At 58.5% G+C, this 21,339-nt stretch carries 24 protein-coding genes; 15 read left to right on the top strand and 9 right to left on the bottom strand.

Annotated features, from left to right (window positions below; translation table 11 throughout):
* Positions 1-50 precede the first annotated feature (50 nt).
* On the top strand, positions 51-902 hold the full coding sequence (locus B2344_RS10415) for an undecaprenyl-diphosphate phosphatase (protein ID WP_290485176.1): 852 nt from the start codon (positions 51-53) through the stop codon (positions 900-902).
* A 2-nt stretch (positions 903-904) separates the two neighbouring features.
* Here B2344_RS10415 and B2344_RS10410 read toward each other — a convergent pair whose 3' ends face one another.
* The 3 genes from B2344_RS10410 to B2344_RS10400 form a co-directional block, all read right to left on the bottom strand.
* Positions 905-1,909, bottom strand: coding sequence for a complex I NDUFA9 subunit family protein (locus tag B2344_RS10410; protein WP_290485175.1), 1,005 nt, complete (start codon positions 1,907-1,909; stop codon positions 905-907).
* A 159-nt stretch (positions 1,910-2,068) separates the two neighbouring features.
* On the bottom strand, positions 2,069-3,562 hold the full coding sequence (locus B2344_RS10405; RefSeq protein ID WP_290485174.1) for a glycerol-3-phosphate dehydrogenase: 1,494 nt from the start codon (positions 3,560-3,562) through the stop codon (positions 2,069-2,071).
* Between the two features lies 1 nt (position 3,563).
* Entirely contained in the window at positions 3,564-4,187 is a 624-nt protein-coding gene (locus tag B2344_RS10400) for a DnaJ domain-containing protein (protein ID WP_034812959.1), read from the bottom strand.
* On the opposite strand from B2344_RS10400, the gene B2344_RS10395 reads away from it, so the two are divergent.
* Both B2344_RS10395 and B2344_RS10390 read left to right on the top strand, forming a co-directional pair.
* The gene (locus B2344_RS10395) at positions 4,186-4,491 is read left to right on the top strand and encodes a BolA/IbaG family iron-sulfur metabolism protein (RefSeq protein ID WP_349679793.1); all 306 of its coding nucleotides are present in this window, start codon (positions 4,186-4,188) and stop codon (positions 4,489-4,491) included. The genes B2344_RS10400 and B2344_RS10395 overlap by 2 nt on opposite strands.
* 78 nt (positions 4,492-4,569) lie before the next feature.
* The gene (locus B2344_RS10390; protein WP_290480300.1) at positions 4,570-4,914 is read left to right on the top strand and encodes a hypothetical protein; all 345 of its coding nucleotides are present in this window, start codon (positions 4,570-4,572) and stop codon (positions 4,912-4,914) included.
* Here the strand turns inward: B2344_RS10390 and B2344_RS10385 are convergent.
* Genes B2344_RS10385 through B2344_RS10375 form a run of 3 tightly spaced genes read right to left on the bottom strand, consistent with a single transcriptional unit; the run spans position 4,894 to position 7,825 of the window.
* Complete coding sequence (locus B2344_RS10385; protein ID WP_290480299.1) at positions 4,894-6,156, bottom strand: HlyC/CorC family transporter; 1,263 nt, start codon at positions 6,154-6,156, stop codon at positions 4,894-4,896. The two genes, B2344_RS10390 and B2344_RS10385, sit on opposite strands and share 21 nt — an antisense overlap.
* A gap of 23 nt (positions 6,157-6,179) precedes the next feature.
* Positions 6,180-7,322 (bottom strand): 3-dehydroquinate synthase, encoded by a 1,143-nt coding sequence (gene aroB, locus B2344_RS10380; protein ID WP_206991764.1) that lies wholly within the window; start codon positions 7,320-7,322, stop codon positions 6,180-6,182.
* Positions 7,307-7,825, bottom strand: a complete 519-nt coding sequence (locus B2344_RS10375; protein ID WP_414651736.1) for a shikimate kinase — start codon at positions 7,823-7,825, stop codon at positions 7,307-7,309. The genes aroB and B2344_RS10375 overlap by 16 nt, the downstream gene beginning before the upstream one ends.
* Positions 7,826-7,974: 149 nt before the next feature.
* Between B2344_RS10375 and B2344_RS10370 the strand changes: the two genes are divergently transcribed.
* The 5 genes from B2344_RS10370 (at position 7,975) to B2344_RS10350 (ending at position 13,000) form a co-directional block, all read left to right on the top strand.
* Positions 7,975-8,109, top strand: coding sequence for a hypothetical protein (locus B2344_RS10370; RefSeq protein WP_256434941.1), 135 nt, complete (start codon positions 7,975-7,977; stop codon positions 8,107-8,109).
* Positions 8,099-9,703 carry a hypothetical protein gene (locus tag B2344_RS10365; protein ID WP_290485173.1) on the top strand — a complete coding sequence of 535 codons (1,605 nt, stop codon included), beginning with the start codon at positions 8,099-8,101 and terminating at the stop codon, positions 9,701-9,703. The genes B2344_RS10370 and B2344_RS10365 overlap by 11 nt, the downstream gene beginning before the upstream one ends.
* A 40-nt stretch (positions 9,704-9,743) precedes the next feature.
* On the top strand, positions 9,744-11,726 hold the full coding sequence (locus tag B2344_RS10360; RefSeq protein WP_290485172.1) for a DUF3604 domain-containing protein: 1,983 nt from the start codon (positions 9,744-9,746) through the stop codon (positions 11,724-11,726).
* A 40-nt stretch (positions 11,727-11,766) separates the two neighbouring features.
* The gene (locus tag B2344_RS10355; protein WP_290483039.1) at positions 11,767-12,684 is read left to right on the top strand and encodes a tyrosine recombinase; all 918 of its coding nucleotides are present in this window, start codon (positions 11,767-11,769) and stop codon (positions 12,682-12,684) included.
* Between the two features lie 91 nt (positions 12,685-12,775).
* Positions 12,776-13,000, top strand: coding sequence for a hypothetical protein (locus B2344_RS10350; RefSeq protein ID WP_206991759.1), 225 nt, complete (start codon positions 12,776-12,778; stop codon positions 12,998-13,000).
* On the opposite strand, the gene B2344_RS10345 is transcribed toward B2344_RS10350, so the two are convergent.
* Positions 13,001-13,162 (bottom strand): YqaE/Pmp3 family membrane protein, encoded by a 162-nt coding sequence (locus B2344_RS10345; protein ID WP_290480818.1) that lies wholly within the window; start codon positions 13,160-13,162, stop codon positions 13,001-13,003.
* A gap of 223 nt (positions 13,163-13,385) precedes the next feature.
* Between B2344_RS10345 and B2344_RS10340 the strand changes: the two genes are divergently transcribed.
* From B2344_RS10340 to B2344_RS10320, 5 genes are all read left to right on the top strand, one after another.
* Entirely contained in the window at positions 13,386-14,030 is a 645-nt protein-coding gene (locus tag B2344_RS10340) for a putative 2OG-Fe(II) oxygenase (protein ID WP_290485171.1), read from the top strand.
* A gap of 64 nt (positions 14,031-14,094) precedes the next feature.
* Positions 14,095-15,150 (top strand): HpcH/HpaI aldolase/citrate lyase family protein, encoded by a 1,056-nt coding sequence (locus B2344_RS10335; protein WP_290480294.1) that lies wholly within the window; start codon positions 14,095-14,097, stop codon positions 15,148-15,150.
* Positions 15,151-15,210: 60 nt separating this feature from the next.
* The gene (locus B2344_RS10330) at positions 15,211-15,639 is read left to right on the top strand and encodes a hypothetical protein (protein WP_290480293.1); all 429 of its coding nucleotides are present in this window, start codon (positions 15,211-15,213) and stop codon (positions 15,637-15,639) included.
* Between the two features lie 15 nt (positions 15,640-15,654).
* Positions 15,655-16,083, top strand: a complete 429-nt coding sequence (locus tag B2344_RS10325; protein WP_206991754.1) for a nuclear transport factor 2 family protein — start codon at positions 15,655-15,657, stop codon at positions 16,081-16,083.
* Positions 16,084-16,096: 13 nt separating this feature from the next.
* The gene (locus tag B2344_RS10320) at positions 16,097-16,621 is read left to right on the top strand and encodes a GNAT family N-acetyltransferase (RefSeq protein ID WP_206991753.1); all 525 of its coding nucleotides are present in this window, start codon (positions 16,097-16,099) and stop codon (positions 16,619-16,621) included.
* Here the strand turns inward: B2344_RS10320 and B2344_RS10315 are convergent.
* Complete coding sequence (locus B2344_RS10315) at positions 16,618-18,369, bottom strand: putative bifunctional diguanylate cyclase/phosphodiesterase (protein ID WP_206991752.1); 1,752 nt, start codon at positions 18,367-18,369, stop codon at positions 16,618-16,620. The two genes, B2344_RS10320 and B2344_RS10315, sit on opposite strands and share 4 nt — an antisense overlap.
* Positions 18,370-18,492: 123 nt before the next feature.
* Here B2344_RS10315 and hisB point away from each other — a divergent pair, with 123 nt between their 5' ends.
* The gene (gene hisB / locus B2344_RS10310; protein ID WP_290483042.1) at positions 18,493-19,089 is read left to right on the top strand and encodes an imidazoleglycerol-phosphate dehydratase HisB; all 597 of its coding nucleotides are present in this window, start codon (positions 18,493-18,495) and stop codon (positions 19,087-19,089) included.
* Between the two features lie 6 nt (positions 19,090-19,095).
* On the opposite strand, the gene B2344_RS10305 is transcribed toward hisB, so the two are convergent.
* Entirely contained in the window at positions 19,096-20,532 is a 1,437-nt protein-coding gene (locus tag B2344_RS10305; RefSeq protein WP_290480292.1) for an amidohydrolase, read from the bottom strand.
* A 111-nt stretch (positions 20,533-20,643) separates the two neighbouring features.
* Between B2344_RS10305 and hisH the strand changes: the two genes are divergently transcribed.
* Positions 20,644-21,291 carry an imidazole glycerol phosphate synthase subunit HisH gene (gene hisH, locus B2344_RS10300; protein WP_290485170.1) on the top strand — a complete coding sequence of 216 codons (648 nt, stop codon included), beginning with the start codon at positions 20,644-20,646 and terminating at the stop codon, positions 21,289-21,291.
* Positions 21,292-21,339: the final 48 nt, after the last annotated feature.

The raw sequence follows: 21,339 nt of genomic DNA, 5'->3' as shown, positions 1-21,339 counted from the left end.
TGGTAAATTCCCATAGTTGGGAATTGCGTTGAAACTGTAAGGCTCGCCTGATGTCCCTATTACAGCTCGCCATTATCGCCCTGCTGCAGGGCACGACAGAATGGCTTCCCGTGTCCTCTTCCGGCCATGTACTGCTCGCCGCAGGATTCTTCGAAGCTAGCCCCGGCGACGAGTTATTGATCAATGCCGTGTCAAATCTCGGCACCTTGTTGGCGATGCTGATCTATTTCCGAAAGGACGTGACCAGCGCCATTGCAGGAGGATTTGAACTGGTCGCCGCACCAATATCAAAATCGCCACTGTCAAAAGGGGCTCGCCTTGCAGCCGCCGTGATTGTTGCAACGCCGGTCGCCGTTCTAGTCGCATTCGCCTACGAAAAATTCCTGCCCGACAGCATGCTGGAAAGCATGCGCAGCATCTATGTCGTCGCCGCCACAACGATCATCTTCGGCGCCCTGCTCTGGTGGGCCGATGTGAAAGGTACGCGCGATCGCAAGGAAGAAGACATGACGATGTGGCATGCTTTCCTGATCGGCGCGACCCAGGCGATCGCTGCAATCCTGCCAGGCACCAGCCGTTCCGGCATTACGATGACGGCCGCTCGTGCATTCGGGTATGACCGCACCGAGGCAGCGCGATTTTCAATGCTGATCGGCGCCCCAATCCTCGCCGCTGCCGGACTTTACGGAGCGATGGGATTGGTGACAGCCGATGCCACCGAAACCGTGCTGACCCTGAAGGATGGACTCATTGTGGCAAGCATCGCCTTCATCACGGGGCTGGCGTCCATCTGGTTCCTGATGTCGCTACTCAGCCGAATGAGCTTTCTGCCCTTCGTATTGTACCGCTTCGCACTTGGCGCCGTGCTGATACTGGGATCACCACTCGTCGGACTACTCTAGACTTAGGCCTCGGACGCCTTGTGAAACTCGCCATAGTCGCGGAACCGCCAGAGATAGGAAGGCACGATCGCTTCAACCGTTTCCAGCTCCGTGACGCCAAGATCCTTCAGCGTCAGCGCATCATCGGCGACCACATTGTCGGATTTAAGCATCTCGACCTGGTCTCCTGTGAGGGGCGGATCGCCGAGAAAGCCCCACGAGAATGGCGGAATATAGCGCCAGACAGCTGCTGTGAGATAACCCGCGGGCTTTGCGATGAAGAACGGCAACGGAATTTTGAACCGGCGCTTGTCAATCGTCTCGAGGATCACGTCATACAGTTCATTGAACGTGTAAATGCGGGGGCCGCCCAATTCGTAAGTCTTGCCTGCCGTGGCCGCATCATCCACCGCCACAGCAATCGCCTCGGCCACATCACCGGCATAGACCGGCTGGAAGCGAGTCGATCCACCGCCAATGGCCGGCAACAGGGGCAATACACTCATCAACGGGGACGTTGCCATCGCAGCAAAGCGGTTGAAGAACTCGTCTTCCGACGCAAACACAATGGATGGACGTAGAATGGTCGCTGTAGAAATGGCGTCGCGAACAGCGGCTTCAGCTTCTGCCTTTGTGCGTGCATAGTCAGCCGAGGAATCGGCATCAGCGCCGATGGCTGAAACTTGGACAAACCGTGCAATGCCTTTTTCGGCGGCAACTTGCGCCAGCAATCCAGCCCCTTCGCTCTGAGCCGACTCAAACGTCTGAGCGCCTTTCTCAAACATGATGCCAACAAGATTCACGACAGCGTCGGCGCCATCCAGCGCGCGCTCGATCGATTCTCGATTGCGGATATTGGCCTGAATAATATCGACCCAGCCTGGAGGCCCCGCAAGACGAACATCCCCGGCAGTGTTCACGTGCCGACAGGCAACGCGCACACGCCAGCCCTTCTTGACGAGTTCACGGGCGGCATACCGTCCAATAAACCCCGACCCGCCGAAAACAGTTACCAAGCCTTTGGTCATCTTCAGTCTCTCTCAAAGCGACCGCAGCCGCGATAATCCGGATGGCGCCTTTGACCATAGAGCCGTTCGCCTGTCTACCAAGGCACGGCGGGCGAAACAGCGCGGCATGGCAGAATATACAGGTATGCCATCAACCTGTGCAGCGCAGCGTCAGAGCGGTCAGGCCTTCACTGCCATTTCAGTCGCCATCCATCCCGCGAACGCATCCCGCTCCGCCGCGCTCATGTGCAGGCCCAGCTTGGAACGACGCCACAGAATGTCATCTGCGGTTCGGGCAAACTCTACTTCAACAAGGTAGCGCGCCTCAGTTTCGGTCAGGCTCGCACCAAACATTCGGCCAAGATCGCCGTCCGTTTCGGCTTGCCCCAACAAACGCCGCGCGTCGGTGCCGTAAGCGCGTGCTAGACGCTGCAGAAGGTTAGCGCTCAGCTTGGGATAATCCTGCCGCAATCCTTCATAGAAACCGTCGAAATCCGCGCGAGGCATGTCTCCGCCGGGAAGGTCAGCGTCGCGTGTCCACTCACCACCTGCCTCCGGAAAAACCTTATCCAGTGTCTGAAGCGCGTCTTCAGCCAATTCCCGATAGGTCGTTATCTTGCCCCCAAACACTGACAGGACCGGCGCTCCGCCGTCATCATCCAGTTTCAGGACATAGTCGCGCGTCACTTTGGAGGCGTTGGCAGCGTGGTCATCATATAGTGGGCGCACACCGGAATAGGTCGCCACCACATCTGCTGGAGTGATGGCCCGCTTGTAATACTCGCTCGCGCCCTTGCAGAGATACTCGATCTCATCAGGCGTAATTTTCACCTCGTCGCGATTTGCTTCATACGGAACGTCCGTCGTGCCGATCAGTGTGAACGCGCCGCGCTCATAGGGAATCGCGAACATGATTCGGCCATCACCATTCTGGAAGAAGTAGGCGTAGTCGCCTTCGTGCCAGCGCGGCACGATGATATGGCTACCCTTTACAAGTCGTAGGTGGGTCTCGTTTTTCTTTCCATGGTCGAGCCCCAGAACATCGTCGACCCAGGCACCTGCCGCATTGACGACCGCCCTGAATGACCGGGTCTCGGATCCTTTCGGACTTTCCAGCACTGCATCCCAATGGTCACCACTGCGCACAAGCGACGTACAGCGGGTACGCGTCATGACTTCAGCACCATGCGATTTCGCATCGACGGCGTTCAGCACGACAAGCCGCGAATCCTCGACCCAGCAATCAGAATACTCGAAAGCAAGCCGATATTCTTCCTTGAGCGAGTCAAGTCTGGCCGACGATTTGCGCCGAAGCGTTGTGGTTGCAGGCAACAATTTGCGTCCGCCAAGGTGATCATAGATGAACAGACCAAGTCGGATCAGCCAGGCAGGGCGAAGTTCCTTGTGGTGCGGCAGGACGAACCGCATTGGCCAGATTATGTGCGGCGCTGCCTTAAGCAGGATTTCGCGCTCGATCAGGGCCTTGCGCACCAGACCGAAATCATACTGCTCCAGATAACGCAGCCCGCCATGAATCAACTTCGTGCTGGCTGACGATGTATGCTGGGCAAGGTCATCTTTTTCGCAGAGCACCACATCCAGCCCACGACCAGCAGCGTCGCGCGCGATCCCGGTTCCGTTGATCCCGCCGCCGATCACCAGGATATCGTGCATGTCAGCCCTTCATCAGGCCTGCGGCCTTCAGCAGCTTGCCGGCACGAAGGACGCGCTGGAGCTTGTGTTCTGATGACCGGTCGCCCTTGTTCGAATCCGGGTGGAACCGGCGAACATATTCTGCATAGCGCGCGCGAATCTCCGCTGGCTTTGCATCGGTTTCGAGATCGAGTTCCTTCAAGGCGCGCTTCTGCAGCGTGTTCCGGTGGCCGGACGAGGCCGACTCGCCACTCGCAACATCATCAACATTGAAGAACTTGCTGCCTGCCCAGCGCCGCGGGTCCAACTTCTGAGGTCCCTTTTCGCCGCGCATTGGACCTGTGCCAAATTTCCAGGTGCGCTTGTGACCATACCGCTCAGACCGGGCGAACGAAGCGGCCTCGGCCTGCGACATGCCTTCAAAGAAATCAAAGCTGCGATTGTACTCTGCTGCATGCGCCTGGCAGAAATAATGACGACCATTCCCCTGACGCTTGGGCGCAGGATGGGTCCCCTCAAGATCACATTGCTTGTGGTCGCAGACACGAGTCTTCTGCGCACGCGCACGGGAAGCCTCGTCTTTAGGAGGCTTGATGCGTATATCTTTGAACTTAACGCGATAGGAAAATGGGTCACCGTCAGACATGACCCGGCATAATAGGGAGTGCAGGTTAAAGATGCCACAGCCAAGTGACAGGTTATCGCGAATTCGTGAGCTTTTAACTGAAGCTTTTCACCCGGTAGAGCTGATTATTACCGATGACAGCCAAAAACATGCAGGTCATGCAGGCGCCGCGCCTGGTGGAGAGACGCATTACACCGTGCGAATCACGTCCTCGGCATTCGAAGGTCTGTCCCGCGTCCAAGCCCAACGCGCGATCATGTTGACGCTGCAGTCCGAATTTGATTCCGGCTTGCACGCACTCGCCCTACACGCGAAAGCGGCATGAATCTTGAAAAATCCGACTCCACGCGGAACCGAAATATGACTCGATCATTAATTTCGCAGCCGTCGAGGAGAACGGGTGATGGTACAGAAACTCATGACTGCCGCCGCAATAGGCGCAATGATTGCAGGTTCAGCGATTGCGGAGACACCTTCCGACAAGGTGAATCTCGGCATGATGCACTGGATTCGCGACACGGTTTGCACTCAGGATAGAGAGATAGTCTTCGTTCCGGTGTCCCATGACGTCCCAACGCTCAGCGGCGAGTGGGCTGTTATCGCCATGGACAATCCCGATCCAGACTCCGCCCACATCGTGACGCTCACCGAGAAGAACTGGCTGAAGGCCAATGGCTGCGACGAAGATCCGTCGCCGCAGATGCATATGGCCAGCCGAGAGCCGAAATCAGGCCGTCTCGGCCTCTGATATGTTCAGGCCAGTGACCTGGTTTCGCTGACGCCTGAGTATGTTGAAGCGATACCCGTGAAAGACAAAGCTCTGTCCAGGCTCGGGAATGGTCTGCGCCTCGTGAATGACCAAGCCTGCAACGGTTACGGCTTCTTCATCTGGCAAGTTCCAGCCTGTCGCCCTGTTCAGGTCCCGAATAGGTACCCATCCATCCACGTTGACTGATCCATTTGGCTGGGGACGCACACCCTGAACGGCCACATCATGCTCGTCATGGATATGACCGACGATCTCTTCCAGAATGTCTTCCAGCGTAATCAGCCCCTGAAGCTCGCCATACTCGTCAACAACCAACGCGAAGTGACTCCGTTTTTGAAGAAATGCGTCGAGTTGGTCCTGTACTGGTGTTGTCTCCGGCACAAACCACGGCTTGCGCAAGATCGAGTCGAGATCGAGCGCGCTCAGGTCGCCGCCAAGCGGCAGCGCCGCCCGCAACAGGTCCTTTGCGTGCAAAATGCCGACAATCTCCTCCTTCTCGCCCCGGTATAGCGGTAGGCGCGTATGCGGGCTGGCGAGCGCTTTGGTTACCAACTGCCGAGGCTCAGTATCCGCATTCAACATGCGAATGTTTTTCCGATGGATCATCACGTCTTCGACGGTCAGCTCCTTCAAATCGAGCGCCCCGACCAGTCGCAGACGATCTTCAGCTCCGACACCTCCTTCGGAGGCGTGTAGGTCAATCGCACCGCGAATTTCCTGTTCCGCCGTGACGAGTTCAGCAGGCGCACCAAGGCCGAGGATCTTCAATGTGATGGTGACGACAAATTGGATCAGTTTCACAATCCACGCCACAGCCCAAACCAGACCACTGATCGGCCGCGCTACGCTCATCGCCATAGTGTCGGGACGCGTGATCGCATAAGTTTTCGGCAGGACTTCGGCAAACACCAGTACCAGAATCGTCATCACGCCGGTCGCCAGCACCAGCGCGACACCGCCCGGTCCGAACAATGAGGTAAACAGCGACGTGGCAAGCACCGAGGCGAGGATGTTTACCAGGTTGTTGCCCAACAAGATCGCACCAATCAGATTTTCGCGATTACTGATCAGGCGATTCACTGTCTCGGCCCGCTTGTCACCATCCTTTTCAAGCTGGTGCATGCGCGCACGCGACGCGGCCGTCAGCGCCGTCTCAGACCCCGAAAAGAAGCCTGACATGCCGAGCAGCACGAAAATTGAGATGATGTAACCGGCAATCATGGGTGGGGTCTCATATGTGTGGATCAGCTCTCCAGCAATTCGCTACGGAGAAATGCTTCGACGGACGCAAGATCTGCATCCTTGTGGATGTAGGACTGGCCAATACCGCGTGCGAGGATCAAGGGTACTTTGCCGCCGCTGGCTTTCTTGTCCTGCTGCATTAGCTCGACCAGTCGCGCAGCGATGTAAGGCCCACCCTGACGTCCCGGAATGCTTGATTGCAACCCCGTCGCATTGAGGTGCGCCGTCACACGGTCTGCATCGGATTGCGGCGTGATACGCTGACTTGCGCCATAGCGAAATGCGAGCGCCATGCCGATGGCAACGGCCTCGCCGTGCAACAGATCCGGCGCATAGCCGTTTGCCGCCTCAAGTGCATGGCCAAACGTGTGGCCGAGGTTAAGCAGCGCCCGGACGCCGGTTTCGCGCTCGTCTTCCGCAACGATGGCCGCTTTGGCACGACAGCTGGTGGCAACCGCTTGCGCTATTGCCGCTGGGTCCAGTGCCAGCACCGCTTCGCCATGCTCTTCAAGCCACGCAAAGAAACCCGGATCATTGATCAATCCATATTTCACGATCTCGGCGTAACCAGCGCGCAGCTCTCGCGGCGGCAGCGTTTCAAGCAGGGACGTATCAGCTATCACCAATTGCGGCTGATAGAATGCACCAATCGAATTCTTCCCGCGCGGCGTGTTCACCGCGGTCTTGCCGCCGACCGAGGAATCGACCTGGGCCAACAGGGTCGTCGGCACCTGCACGAATTTCATGCCGCGCTTCATAAGGCTGGCTGCAAGCCCCGTAATATCACCGATCACGCCACCACCGAGCGCAATGAGTACATCGCTGCGGTCAGCAGAGGCCTCAAGTAACCAGTCGAGGATCTCTTCGAGATTGGAAAACGACTTCGTTTTCTCGCCCGGCGTCAGGGATTTCCAATGCGTCGTCACACCGGTTGACCGAAGCGCCTCATCCAGTCGATGTCGGTGCATCCGCTCGACCGTCTCATCTGTCAGCACGAAGACCCGCGGCTGTTTGATCATGGCCGACACGCGCGCACCGAGCTGGTCCAGCGCGCCGTGGCCGACGAGAATGTCATAGCTGCGATCTTCGAGCTCGACCGTGACGGTCTCAAGCGGTGGTGCGGTCACGTTCACTTCGGTGTCCATGTCTGGAGGGCCTTGTATATGGCATTGACGGTGGCCGCGTGCGGTCCGTCCTTTGACGGCACGACGAGATCGGCTTGGGAATAGATCGGCTCGCGCTCTGCCAACAGATTGGTCAGTACGTCCTTCGCATCCGGACGCCTCAGCAAGGGACGCGTATCGCGCTTCTGGACACGTCGCCAAAGAGTTTCGAGATCAGCATTCAGCCAGATGGTGACCGCGTTCTTCTGCATCAACAGGCGGGTCTCATCATTCAGGTAGGCACCCCCGCCCGTAGCCAACACGTGGGGAGGCAACTCCAATAGCCGCTTCAACACCTGATGCTCCCCGCGCCGAAAATCCTCTTCTCCGTGCAGTTTGAAAATATCGGTTATTGATAGGCCCGCCGCCTTCTCGATCTCCGAATCACTGTCATAAAACTCTCGGCCCAATCGTTCGGCCAAGCGGCGCCCGACGGTAGATTTTCCTGCCCCCATCAAACCGACAAGCGCGACGGTTCGCGACATGTAGGGCAATGTCGCGTCAACCGGTCTGGAAGTACTGTCACTGTCAGAAGGCATTCTGGACTTTCGGGCTCCGTTCGGTACTTGTCCTATAGTTGCTGTCGCGCCTTCGCAATCCAGCGCCGGAATTCTGTATCTAGGGGTAAATAGCCATGCGCAAGTTTCTGATCCTTTTAGGCCTGCTGGCAATACTTGTCCTCGGCGCGGCCTGGTGGCTGGGCGGACAGGCCGAAAAGGGTAAACCAGAGCCCGGTGAAGTCCGCATCGAGGTCGACAATGTCCTTTAAGGGCGTTGTCTCGGTCGTGTGCCTCATCCTCGCCGGGAGCTTACCGGCAGGCGCGCAAATCGAGGATTCCGGTCTAGAGCTGGTGAATCCGTGGGGAATGAGCTTCCTCGAGGCGGGCGAGCCTTCCCTGCCAACCGATATGTGGCGCGCGTCCGACGCTGATGATTTGCTGCCATTGATGCGAGATGTCCGCACACACGACCTGACTCCGGCTGAACGCACGTTGATGCAACGCATGGCCCTGTCGCCTGCCACACCACCAGCGGGAATGCAGGAACCCCTGCTAAGGGCCGAACGGGCACGTATCATGTACGACCTCGGCGAAGCCCAAGCCGCAGCCACCCTCATGGCACGACTCGATACTCCTCCTCCTGGCCTCGACGCGGATGAAATCGTTGCAGATCTCAATCTTGCGCTGGGCAATGAAGCAACAGCCTGCGATATGCTGAATGCGCCAGACCGTCTTTCAGGTTATTGGGCCAAGTTGCGCGCGGTCTGCGCGGCACTGCAAGGCAATACTGCCGGCGCAGAACTCGCGATTGAAATGGCCTTGCAACAGGATGCCGTCGATTCCTGGCTTCTGGCCGCTGTGTTTGCGACATCCGGCGAACTGCCTGACGCGCCAGAGGCAGATTACTCTTCGGGACTGAACCTTGCCATCTCTGCCGAGGCGGGCCTCACGCCTCCGGAGGCACCCGTCCCCGCGAATCGTCCCGACCTTGCAGCCGCAATGGCCCTGCATCCGAAATTGCCAATCACTCTGCGTGTTCAATCCGCAGGAATGGCCAGCCAAGCTGGCATGCTGGAGACGGATGATTATCAGGCACTCTTCCTAAAGCTGATATCCGAACCGGGCTTCGTGCCCTCTACGCCTTTGGAGAGCGCGCTCTATGCAGCGCGCGATCCGCTTGTCACTGATGAAGATCGCGCTTTTGCGCTCGCCGCAGCACTGGAAGGCGCTATGGACACACCAGCCCATTTCAGCGCGGTCGCGCGGCTATTATGGGAAGAAATCGAACGCCTACCGATCAACACTTTCACGGCAGCCAACGCTCCGATCTTCGCGCGGGCTGCGCTGGCCACCGACCATTACACTGCCGCCAAGGACTGGTCATCCGCCAATACGATGGAAGGCGCGCGCGAAGATGGCAGCTTTGATGCCGCGCTCATGTCGGCTCTGGTGACACTTGCGGGCAGCGAGACGACACGCAGCGCCAGCGACTATATTGGAGAACGTCTAGCCACACTTGCCGAGTCTGACCTGCAAAAGCAGACCGCTGCTCGTCTTTTCGCATTATGGACCGCTCTCGGCATTGCGCCCCCGGCGGATGCGCGCCGCTTGATCGTGAATGCGCCCGAACGCAAATCCACCCCGGAAATAGATTTGCAATTGGTAGGCGTGCTTGCCTCCGCTGAGGCAGATGCTGCAGGAGAGGTTATTCTGTCCACGGTAGGCATGACCAAAGGCGATCCGACCGCACTCGATGACGCCAGCCTACTCTTGCTCCTGAAAGCACTGCAACGGATCGGCGCAGAGGATGCCGCCCGGGAGATGGCATTGGAATCAACTGGCTACTGGAAGGCGCTCAACTAGAAATTTCCCGAATTTCGTTGATCTTGCCTCCAGAAGGCTGATGGTGGACGAAAAACGGGAGGAATCGATGAGGGTATCCATACTGGCCGGGGCGTCTGCACTGGCACTTGCAGCCACGGCATGTGGGGCGCCAGACAAGACACAATCCCAAGCATCCGAACCAGAGCCCGCACCGGCTGCGATTGCCACGGCGAGCTCAACATCAATAGATTCCGCTGACAGGACTGCATTATTCGGCGACCTGCACGTCCATACCGGACAGTCCTTTGACGCCTTCATATCGTCCGTCCGGGCAACACCCGATGACGCATATCGCTATGCAAAGGGCGAGAAAATAATCACCGACGGCGGTTACGAGATTCAGTTGGACAGCCCGCTCGATTTTCTGGCCGTCACAGATCATGGCGAATATCTCGGCATCATGCCGGTCATGGCAACGCCCGGTACGAATCTGTCGCGCACGAATTTCGCAAAATCCGTATTTGGACCGGACGCGACGAACCCTGCCCAGTCATTCCATAATGTGGGCATCACCATCGTGACGGGCGAAGAAGTGGATGAGATCTACGATCGAGACGTCATCGACTCGGCCTGGATGAAGAACATTGAGACGGCCGAACGCCACAATGAGCCCGGCAAGTTCACCGCCTTCTCCGGCTACGAATTCACCGCCATGACAGAGGTCATGGACTCGGAAGTTCCCGCCGCAGCGAACCTGCACCGGAACGTCATATTTCGTGGAGACGCGCCGGACCGGCTTTTTTCCACCCTCGACTCCCCAAATCCGGAAGACTTGTGGGCCTGGATGGATGCGCGGCGCGCTGAGGGTCTGGATGTCATCTCCATCCCGCACAATTCCAACGCATCCAATGGCGAAATGTTTGCGTCCGAAACCTATGAGGGCGGTCAGTTGACTGCAGATTATGCGATCACCCGCATGCGCAACGAACCGGTAATTGAAATCTCCCAGGTCAAAGGCACCTCGGAAGTCCACCCAGCACTATCCCCGAATGACGAATGGGCAAACTTCGAGATCTACGACACCTTGGTTGGAAGCGCCGCAAAGTCGACGCCGCACCTCGGAGGTTTCGCCCGCAACGCGTTGGCGCGTGGACTGGGTTTCGAAGAAACAGAGAGCTTCAACCCTTACAAGTTCGGCTTCATTGGCTCCAGCGATACACATATCGGCGCCGGGTCTTTCGATGAGAAGAACTTTACTGGCAAGTTCCCCCAAGACGGATCCAATCCTGAGTTCCGACATTCCGTCCCACCAGCAGGTGCGGACAGTTGGGACGGTGTTGTATCGCTGAATAGCTTGCCGCCCGGCGCGGTAAAGCCCAGCATGCGACGCAAGCTGTCTGCCGGCAAGTACAGCGCATCCGGGCTGGCCGGCGTATGGGCCGACGAAAATACGCGGGATGCCATCTTCGACGCCATTCGTCGCAAGGAGACGTTCGGCACGTCCGGGCCGCGCATAAAAGCACGCATGTTTGCCGGATACGGATTTGATCAGGAAATGTTGGCAGATCCGGACCTGGTGTCAGCAGCCTACCGCACTGGCGTGCCACAGGGCGGCGACCTGGTCGGAAAACAGCAGGCCCCGTCATTTCTCGCTTGGGCGATTCGGGATCCGGCTTCTTATCCGCTGCAGCGTTTGCAGGTCATCAAAGTGTGGACCGATGCCCAAGGCAAGGCGCATGAGGCCGTCTACGATGCTGCATGTTCCGGCAATGTCGAACCAGATTCGGACACGCACCGGTGCCCCGACAATGGTGCCAATGTAGACATATCCGACTGCTCTACACGCCCCGGCAGTGGCGTTGGCGAGTTAAAAACACTGTGGACTGACCCAAACTACGATCCGACGCGCCGCGCAGCTTATTACGTCCGCGTTCTCGAGAATCCATCTTGTCGCTGGTCGACATGGGACGCGGTACGTAACGGATCACCACCCAATCCCGACATGCCCGTTCTCGTTCAGGAGCGGGCTTGGACATCGCCGATCTGGGTCAAACCGGAATGATGTTCACGCAATTTTAGGCGCGGCGCGCCAAGGTCGGGCAATGTCTGACCGCGCGCGCATCGAAGCCTTCCTTGAAATGATGTCTGCAGAGCGCGGCTCATCCGCAAATACGCTGGACGCCTATGGACGGGACTTGCTGGACGCATCCGAATTTTGTGGTGGCGGGTTATGTGATGCTGAAGGAAGTGAAATTTCAGGCTGGCTGAGAGATTTGTCCAAGCGAGGCATGGCTCCATCGTCGCAAGCCAGAAAGCTGTCCGCGGTCCGACGCTTCTTTCGCTTCCTGTTTGAGGAAGGAGACCGCAAGGATGATCCCACCGCGAAGATTGACGGCCCAAAGCCCGGCCGGGACGTGCCCGATGTCCTGTCTCGCGAAGAGATGGCTCGTCTGCTGGATTGCTGCGGCGACGATTTGAGGCTGAAATGTCTTGTGGAGCTGCTCTATGGGGCGGGCCTGCGGGCAACAGAACTTGTCTCTCTCAAACTCGGCCAATTGCCGAGGCGCAAGGAAGCCCGCTGGGTCACAACGGATGTGATCGTTCGCGGCAAAGGCGGCAAGGAAAGGTTGTGCCCACTGGGGCGCCCCGCTTTGCGCGGGCTTACAGATTGGCTGAAAGTACGCGAAGATCACTTGCCGGAAGCCTCACTTACAAGGAGCCGAGCTGAACCCTTTGTGTTTCCGTCGCGAGGAAAATCAGGACATCTCACCCGCCGCCGCCTGGGACAGTTGCTCGAAGCCTTGGCACTGAAAGCCGGTATCCGCCCGGATAGAGTCCACCCGCACGCGTTGCGGCACGCTTATGCAACTCACCTGCTCATGGGGGGCGCCGATCTGAGAAGCGTCCAGACATTGCTGGGCCATGCCGATATCGCGACGACACAAATCTACACGCACGTCCTGACGGACGAGCTCGCGGAGCTTCTCGAAACAGCGCACCCCTTGGCCACAAAGATTTAGCACGAGAAAAAGTTTTCAGCATTGCTGAAACCGGGAGTCATGCCGATATATGACGACGCGAGTTCGCAATGCTTTTGTATGGACGTCTCAGATGAAACGCTTTCTGAATGCTCTTATTCCAACCATCCTGATCTCGGAAATCGCCGCGATCACCTTCATGACAGCGACTTGGGCTATCCTGTCCGAGCTTCATGCAGGACTGAACGTCATCATAGGCGGGGAGGTTGTCACCGCGATCGGAGTCGCAGCTCTTACCGTAGCGGTGTTCCGCCGGGCATCGCGGCCCGACGTAGAAACCGCCTCGGCAGAAGAGTGATCAGGCGGCGGTAGCGGATCCGCGCGACGCGACCCAAAAGGCATGAACAACGCCGGGCAGCCAGCCAATCAGTGTCAGTAGCACGTTGAGCAGGAATTGAAGCCCAATGCCTTCCTTGATCGCGACTGCGACAGGTGGGAGAAATATTGTGAGTAGGATCATGAGCAGGGACATGCAGGGTTTCCTTTTTGGATAAGCTACCCCTGCAACGCCCGGAACAGGTGAAAGTTCCCTGCCTGGCGTTCCACAAATGATTTCGACTTTTCCCGAGATCGACGTTGACCCCGGTTCAGCTGCGGGTTTAGACACCCGCTGAGGGCGTTTCCATCAAGTATAGTAACGACCGCACCGGGTGAGGTGTGCGGCCGCGCGACGGGAGTCCGCTGTGTCGGCCATATTCACGCCTTCTGGCGAGAAGGAATTCTTTACGCCCTTTGGCCCCATGATGGGCTATGTCCGCATACCGCCTGCGCTGGTCGCCCATCTGAACGCCTCTATGAGTGAGCAGCTGGAAGATCATTCGGGCAGCCTTGTGGGCAAGGTCCGGCAGGAACTCCGTTTTCCCAAATCCCTCGTGGACGCCACCGCCGCTGCGCTCGGCAACGCGCTGATCGAGTACCATATTCGCGCCAGCCGCCGTGGTTCATTCGGCGACTATGACCATACGACCAAGCGCTTTGAGCTGAACGTCATGGCCGGATGGTTCGTCCGCCAGTTTGCACATGAGTATAACCCGCTCCACATCCATACCGGATGCGCGCTCTCATGCGTCGGTTATCTGAAACTGCCGGACGGGATTGATCAGGATTGGGCCGAGGACGACCTCGACCATCATCCTTCTCACGGACATCTTCAGTTCGCGCACGGCACCGACACCCATTACTCGGTATCGAACTTCATGATCCGCCCACGCGTCGGGGATTTCTATATATTTCCATCCTACATGTTCCACAGTGTCTATCCGTTCAAGTCGCCGGGCGAGCGTCGCTCCTTCAGCATGAATCTCTCTGTCGTCGAATCACCGGCCTGAGCCTTTCTGTCTGATTGACGCGGCACAACCGCCCTCTATGTTGCGCCGCAACAAGGAGGAACGCATGAGCACGAAAACACCAAGAGACTTCTTCAAGCCCCTGGCCATCGGTGCGCCCGCCCCGATGCACGACCTGCCCATCAGGCTGGAGCGGATGATCCATTTTGTCCCGCCGCATCTGGACAAGGTCCGGGCCAAGGTGCCGACCATGGCCGAAGGCGTGGATGTGATGCTCGCAAATCTTGAGGATGCCATCCCCGCTGACGCCAAGGATGCTGCTCGCGCCGGCGCTATCGAAATGGCGTCCATGTACGATTGGCAAGGCAAGGGAACGGGCTTCTGGAGCCGCGTGAACCCGCTGAACTCCCCGTGGTTTCAGGAAGATGTGAGTGAACTGGTTCTAAAAGCCGGTCATCAGCTGGACGTGATCATGCTGCCAAAGGTCGAAGGTCCATGGGACATCCATTTCGCCGATCAATATGTTGCACAATTGGAGGCAAAGGCGGGTCTCACGCGGCCGATCCTGTTCCACGCCATTCTTGAAACGGCCCAGGGGATGGCACGCGTAGAAGAAATCGCACTGGCCAGTCCGCGCATGCAGGGTATCAGCCTGGGCCCGGCAGACCTGGCTGCGGACCGTAAGATGAAGACCACTCGCGTCGGGGGTGGCCATCCCTTCTACCGCGTAATCGACGATCCGAATGAAGATGGCAGCCCACGCGACTCAGCCCAGCAGGATCCTTGGCACTATACGATCGCCCGTATGGTTGATGCCTGCCGGATGGCAGGGATCAACGCCTTCTATGGTCCGTTTGGCGATATTGCCGATCTTGATGCCTGCGAACAGCAATTCCGCAATGCCTTCCTGCTGGGTTGCTCAGGCACGTGGAGCCTTCATCCGAACCAGATCGCCATCGCCAAAAAGGTCTTCAGCCCCGATCCAAATGAGGTGAAATTCGCGCGCAAGATCCTTGATGCCATGCCGGATGGCTCTGGTGTGGCCATGATAGATGGCAAGATGCAGGACGATGCGACCTGGAAACAGGCCAAGGTGATTTCCGACCTGGCAGACCTCGTCGCTTCGAAAGATCCCGAGCTAGCCGCCGCATACGCGACCTGATCCCTCTTCACGCCGAGCAATTGCGTGATAGGGTTTCCCTTCGAAGAGGGAGTATCAGTGATGCGGAAATCCATTACGGCCTTGCTGGGTCTGAGCTTGATAGGCCTGTCTGCTATCGCAGATGAAGTCTGGTCCACACCGATTGGTGACGTCGTCTACGAGGATGAGACCGATGACGGCTGGGCCGTCTGGTCTTATCCGGGCCTGACCGAGCGCGGCACCGTCTACATCAAGGATCTGGCAGGCGTCTATGAGGGCCGAACCGCCTATGCCGGCATATGGATTGAGGCGGAAAGTCCGGGGATCGAGCTCTGTGATGTTGCCGTCACCGATCCGGCAACGGGGGAATCCCACTATAATTGGGGCCGCGTGGACATCGTGTTCACGGAGCCAGACTTTCCTGGCGGCTGGGTCGCACTTCGCGGGAGCTGTTTCAATGATCCGGGCGATTACCTGATCGGAAAACCGGTCACCGCAATACAAGAATAATCGAGAGGAAATCCGATGGCTGAACACCTTATCGCCATGACGGGCCATAGCCCAAACCTGCAACGCTGGTTTGATTGGATGAATGGTGACCATTCACCTGCTGGTCTGTCTGTCCAACTCGCTGACAATGTGGTCTTCAAGAGTCCGGTTGTGCATACACCGCAGGAGGGCAAGCCAATCACGATGGCCTACTTGACCGCTGCCGGACAAACGCTGGGCGGCGACACGTTCCGCTACACACGCGTATTCGATTGCGGCGACAAGGCGGTCCTTGAGTTTGAATGCGAAATGGATGGCGTGCTAGTGAATGGAGTCGATATGATCGCCTGGAACCCTGACGGACAGATTGAAGACTTCAAAGTTATGGTTCGACCACTGAAGGGCATGCAAGCCGTACATGCGGCCATGGGGGCCATGCTGGAAAAGATGAAGCAAAAGGCCTGAGGCGGCAACTGTCATGACCCTGCCTGTCATCATCACCGATCGATTGGTACTCTGTCCCCACGAGACCCGTCACTTCGAGCCATCTGCAGCCATGTGGGGGTCTCCATCAGTGACCCAACATATAGGCGGAACTCCGCGATCACGTCAGGAAGCCTGGTTTACCATCTGCCGCAATCGCGGAATGTGGGACCTGCTGGGGTATAGCTCCTGGGCAATCGAGGATCGTGAGACAGGCGCATTCATCGGTGAAGGCGGATTCGCAGACTTTATGCGCGGCATGACGCCGGACTTGTCTGAATGGCCAGAAGCCGGCTGGGTCTTTGCGGAAGTCGCTTGGGGAAAGGGTTACGCCAGCGAAGCCGTTGGCGCGATGCATGATTGGCTCGATGAGAATCGCCCGGGGCAAAGCGTCTGCATCATTGATCCGGACAATGCCGGGTCCCAACGAGTCGCTGACAAATGCGGCTATGAGTTTTGGCAGCAGGCGGAATACAAGGACGCAATCGTCAATGTGTACCGTCGCAATCCTGCGCGTTAGCCGACCTTAAGGCGCGATGCCTCACTCTTGCTACTCCAGCCCCGAATGAAATCCATGAAGGCCTCATGTGGCAGACCTGCGCTGTACAGAAAGCCTTGGGCCATCGAGCAGCCGCGCCGACGCAAGAAGTCTGCCTGACGCTCAGTTTCAACACCTTCCGCAACCGTATTCAGCCCTAGCGTTTCGGCCATGGCCAAAATCATTTCAATGATCGCGGGAGCTTGCTCGTCCGATTCAAGCGCAGAGACGAACTGGCGGTCGATCTTGAAAACGTCAAACGGCAGCTGGGTCAGAATGGACAAGTTGGAATGCCCCGTTCCAAAATCATCAATCGCCAGTTTTGTCCCAAGGCTCCGTAGAGGGCGCATCACCCGCGCAACCTTTTCAGGTTCGGACACGGCCATGCTTTCCGTGATCTCAAGCTCCAAGCGGTTCGGTGGCAAGCCAGTACGCTTGAGGATCGCCAGAACGGTTTCTGTCAGATCACTGGACTGAAACTGGCGCGGTGACACGTTTACCGCGACCGTTGCGTTGAAGCCTTCCTGCATCCAGATGCGGGCGGATTCGCAAGCCGCTTCAAGAACCTGTTCCCCGATTTGGGTCACGAGTCCGGTTTCTTCTGCCAGCGGAATAAATGTGTTCGGAGATATGATCTTCCCGTTCGGTCGGACCCAACGAGCCAATGCCTCGGCACCGACGACTTGGCCGGTCTGAAAATCGATCTTGGGCTGGAAATGCGTCTTGAACTCACGATTGGCGACTGCGTCGCGCAGTTCAGCTTCCAGCATATACTTGCCACGCGCAACACGGTTCAGGCGTGGTGAGAAGTAACGGAAGCCGGATCCGGTGTCGGTACGAACCTGGCGCAGGGCAAGCTCTGCGTGACGAAACAATTTGTGCATCGTATCGGCGTCTTCGGGCGCGATGACGATACCGCCAGAAATGCCTAGCGTTACAGACTGTCCGGACACGATGAAAGGATCCGCAAAGGCGAGCCGAATAGCGCGTGCAATGTTCGAGACGTAGTCGCGGCTGACCGCGCTTGGCAGGTACAAGGCGAAACTGTCGGCCTGCATCGCGGCCAGCATGGAGTTGTTCAGCCCCGCGCGAACCGGACCCTCGAGCGAGTCGAGTGCATTCGTCATACGCTGTCCACACGCCTTCAGGACGGCTTCGCTCGCAAGCGCACCAAGTCGCTCGGAAGCCCGCGTGAAATTATCGAGATCAAGGACGATGAGCGCGGCGGGCGTTTCGTATTTTGCGCGGGGCAGGGTCTTGGTTATGTGTTCTTCCAGCGCAATCAGGTTTGGCATACTCGTGCGCGGATCTTCGTAGGCCGTGCGTCGAAGCGCATCATTGTCGCGCCGCAACTTGCCGACCGATCGGATGACAACCGACCGCAACCGGCGGAGCTCGACAAACGAAACATTGGACAAGCGCGCCGACGGATCAACCTGCGCCACTTCAAGATATCGTGTGAAATCAACCAGGACGTTCTGGAATTCCCGTGCAAAAAACCAGGCTGTAATGGCGGCCACGACCGATGAAGACAGCAGCAACAGCATGATCGCCCAGATCGGCAAAGACATGTCTGTCCATGCTTTACCTTCGATGAGCGCACCATAGGCCTGCTCAATCGTCCATACGCCGACAAAAATGATAATCGTTGCGACCGCTGCGCACCACGCGGCAAACCGGGGAATGGTCATCCGGCCCAGAAGTCTCGAGATGAAACTCTGTTTGTCCACGCTTAGATATTCCTCACCACTCGCCACCTATGTGTGCGGTAACTATGTTTTCCGGAATATGTTTAGGAATCAGTGAACAAAACGCGCTAGCTGTAAGACATTCAAACCACTATATGGGCCTAGATGACCAATAATCGTACCGCCACCGTTACCCGTACCACCAAGGAAACCGATATCTCGGTAACCGTTGATCTGGATGGCACTGGAAAGTCCGCCATCGAAACCGGGATCGGCTTTTTCGATCATATGCTGGAGAGCTTCTCCAAGCATTCGGCTATCGACCTGACTGTGCGGTGCAAGGGCGATCTTCATATCGACATGCACCACAGCGTTGAAGATACAGGGATTGTTATCGGACAGGCGATCATGAAGGCGCTTGGCGACTTTGCAGGAATCACGCGATTTGGCCACGCCTATGTGCCGATGGATGAGACGCTGTCCCGCGCCGCGCTGGACCTATGCAAGCGGCCTTACCTGATCTGGAAAGTGGATTTCAGTCGCGACAAGATCGGTGAAATGGACACCGAACTCTTCAAGGAGTTCTTTCATGCCCTGGCCGGAAATGGTGGCATGTGCCTGCACATAGAGAACCTCTATGGCGAGAACTGCCACCACATCGCCGAGTCCTGCTTCAAGGCCACCGCCCGGGCGCTTCGCGCGGCAATTGCGGTCGACCCGAAACTGGGCGGCAAGCCGGCGAGCACCAAGGGTAGCCTCTAAGGGGTCTTATTTCCGATAATCAAGCGGCGGCTCACGGTCACCGAGCAGCGACTTGTACTCGTAATCCGGACCCCGGGCCGCGTCGAATTCCTCGCGGGCTTCAACACGCAGGCCTTTATTGGTGAACAGCTCCACTGCCGCCAGCGTCAGCGTCTCCGCGGCGACCTGTGTGCCCTTATGACCAATCGACGTGCCACTGGCCGCAACTGCCTGCCAGGAATGCGCCGATGTGCCCGGCACCCAAGTCGCTGTGCGCAGGCCGACCGTCGGGACCGCGTAGGAGACATCGCCCACATCGGTGGAGCCGTACCCCATGGAGACTTCGAAATCCTGCACTTCAGCGGCTGAGGCGATATCGCGTGCCGGGTTGTCAAAGGTCGAGGCGATGGTCTCGGCAAATTCGCGCTCAGCTGGCGTGTAGTCCACCCCGCCAACCAGCCGGAGTTTCTCGTCCATCATGCGGGCCAGTTTCTCATTCACGAGCAGCGGATTGTTGCCGTGAATGATTTCCCATTCCACGTCGGTGCCCGTGCCCAGCGCGGCGCCCCGGGCCGCGTCTTCGAGGCGGGTCCAGATGGCTTCAACGCCCTTCGGTGAAGGGTGGCGGACATAGTAGAAGACTTCGGCAAAGTCCGGCACGACATTGGGGGCAGAGCCACCGGACGTGATGACATAGTGCATGCGCGCATCCTGGGGGATGTGCTCGTGCATCATGTTGGCCATCATGTTCATCGCCTCGACCCCATCAAGCGCGGAACGCCCCCGCTCCGGCGCGCCAGCGGCGTGAGCGGAAATCCCGGAGAAGCGGAATTTCGCCGACCGGTTGGCAAGCGACGTGTTGGCTGCCGCTGAGTTCCGGTCGCCAGGATGCCAGTGCATGGCAATGTCGACATCGTTGAAGAGGCCCGCGCGGACCATGTAGACCTTGCCAGAGCCCCCCTCTTCTGCGGGCGTCCCATAAACGCGGATGCGACCCGGCGTGCCGGTGTCTTCCAGCCAGTGGCGGATCGCGACCGCCGCAGAGACAGAGCCCGCGCCGAACAGGTTGTGGCCACAGGCGTGGCCTGCGCCCTTGCCGTCGACTTCTTCGCGATCCGGTGAGGCCGCCTGGTTGATACCCGGCAGGGCGTCCATTTCCGCGAGCAGGGCGATGACCGGGCCATCAGAGCCGTACTCGGCCATGAAGGCGGTGGGGATGCCAGCGACGCCGGGCGTGACCGTGAAGCCTTCATCCGCGAGCGTCTGCTGGAGCAGGGCGGAGGATTTCTCTTCCTGATACCCGACCTCGGCCCATTCCCAGAGCTTGCTCGACAATTCGCTGGTCAGCTCCGCCTGATTGCGCGCCTCTTCCAGCGCAGCAGACTCGGCTGCATCGGGCCAGGCGGGGGTGGCGGCGCAGGCCATGAGCAGGCAGGCGGACAGGGCGGGCAGGATGGATCGCATGGGCAGGCTCCGTGTGAGGTCGTTTCCTGTCGAGATTGCGGCACCTTGCCCCTGGGCGCAAGGGAGGCTTGCCCCTTCCCTCACGGGCGCGGCGAGGCTAAGAGCGCGGCCATGAGCCTTGTTGCCCTTATCGACTACGGATCCGGAAACCTGCACTCGGCCGGCCGCGCCCTGCGCGAAGCCGCGCGCCTGTCCGGCAGCGGGCATGAGATCCGCATCACGAACCGCGCCGAAGACATCCTCGCCGCCGAGCGGGTTGTGTTGCCGGGCGTGGGGCACTTTGCCGATTGCGCAGCGGGCCTGCGGGCGCAGGCGGGCGTGGTCAAGGCGCTGGAAGCCGCCTGCCTGAATGGCAACACCCCCTTCCTCGGCATCTGTGTGGGCATGCAGCTGCTGGCCGAGACCGGCCGTGAAGACGGCGCGACGCCGGGGCTCGAATGGATCGGCGGCGAGGTTTCCCGCATCCAGCCGGGCGAGGGCCTTCGTGTGCCGCATATGGGCTGGAACGGGCTCAGCTTTTCCGGCGCGCCGCACGCCGTCCTGGCGGGGCTCGGGGCTGAGCCGCATGTCTATTTCACCCATTCCTACGCGTTTACCGTGACAGACCCCGCCGATATTGCCGCCACGGCGAGCTATGGCGCGCAGGCGATCACCGCAGCAGTGGCGCGGGACAATCTGTTCGGCACGCAGTTCCACCCCGAGAAATCGCAAGGCGTGGGCCTGCGCGTTCTTTCCAATTTCCTGACATGGACCCCATGACCCGGCTCACCCTGAGCAAAGTCGAAGGGCGAGCCGCTCCCAGCCCGC

It is taken from the genome of Hyphomonas sp. UBA3195, from assembly GCF_002366485.1.
Lineage (GTDB): Bacteria > Pseudomonadota > Alphaproteobacteria > Caulobacterales > Hyphomonadaceae > Hyphomonas.
This window is presented reverse-complemented; position numbering and strand designations above follow the sequence as displayed.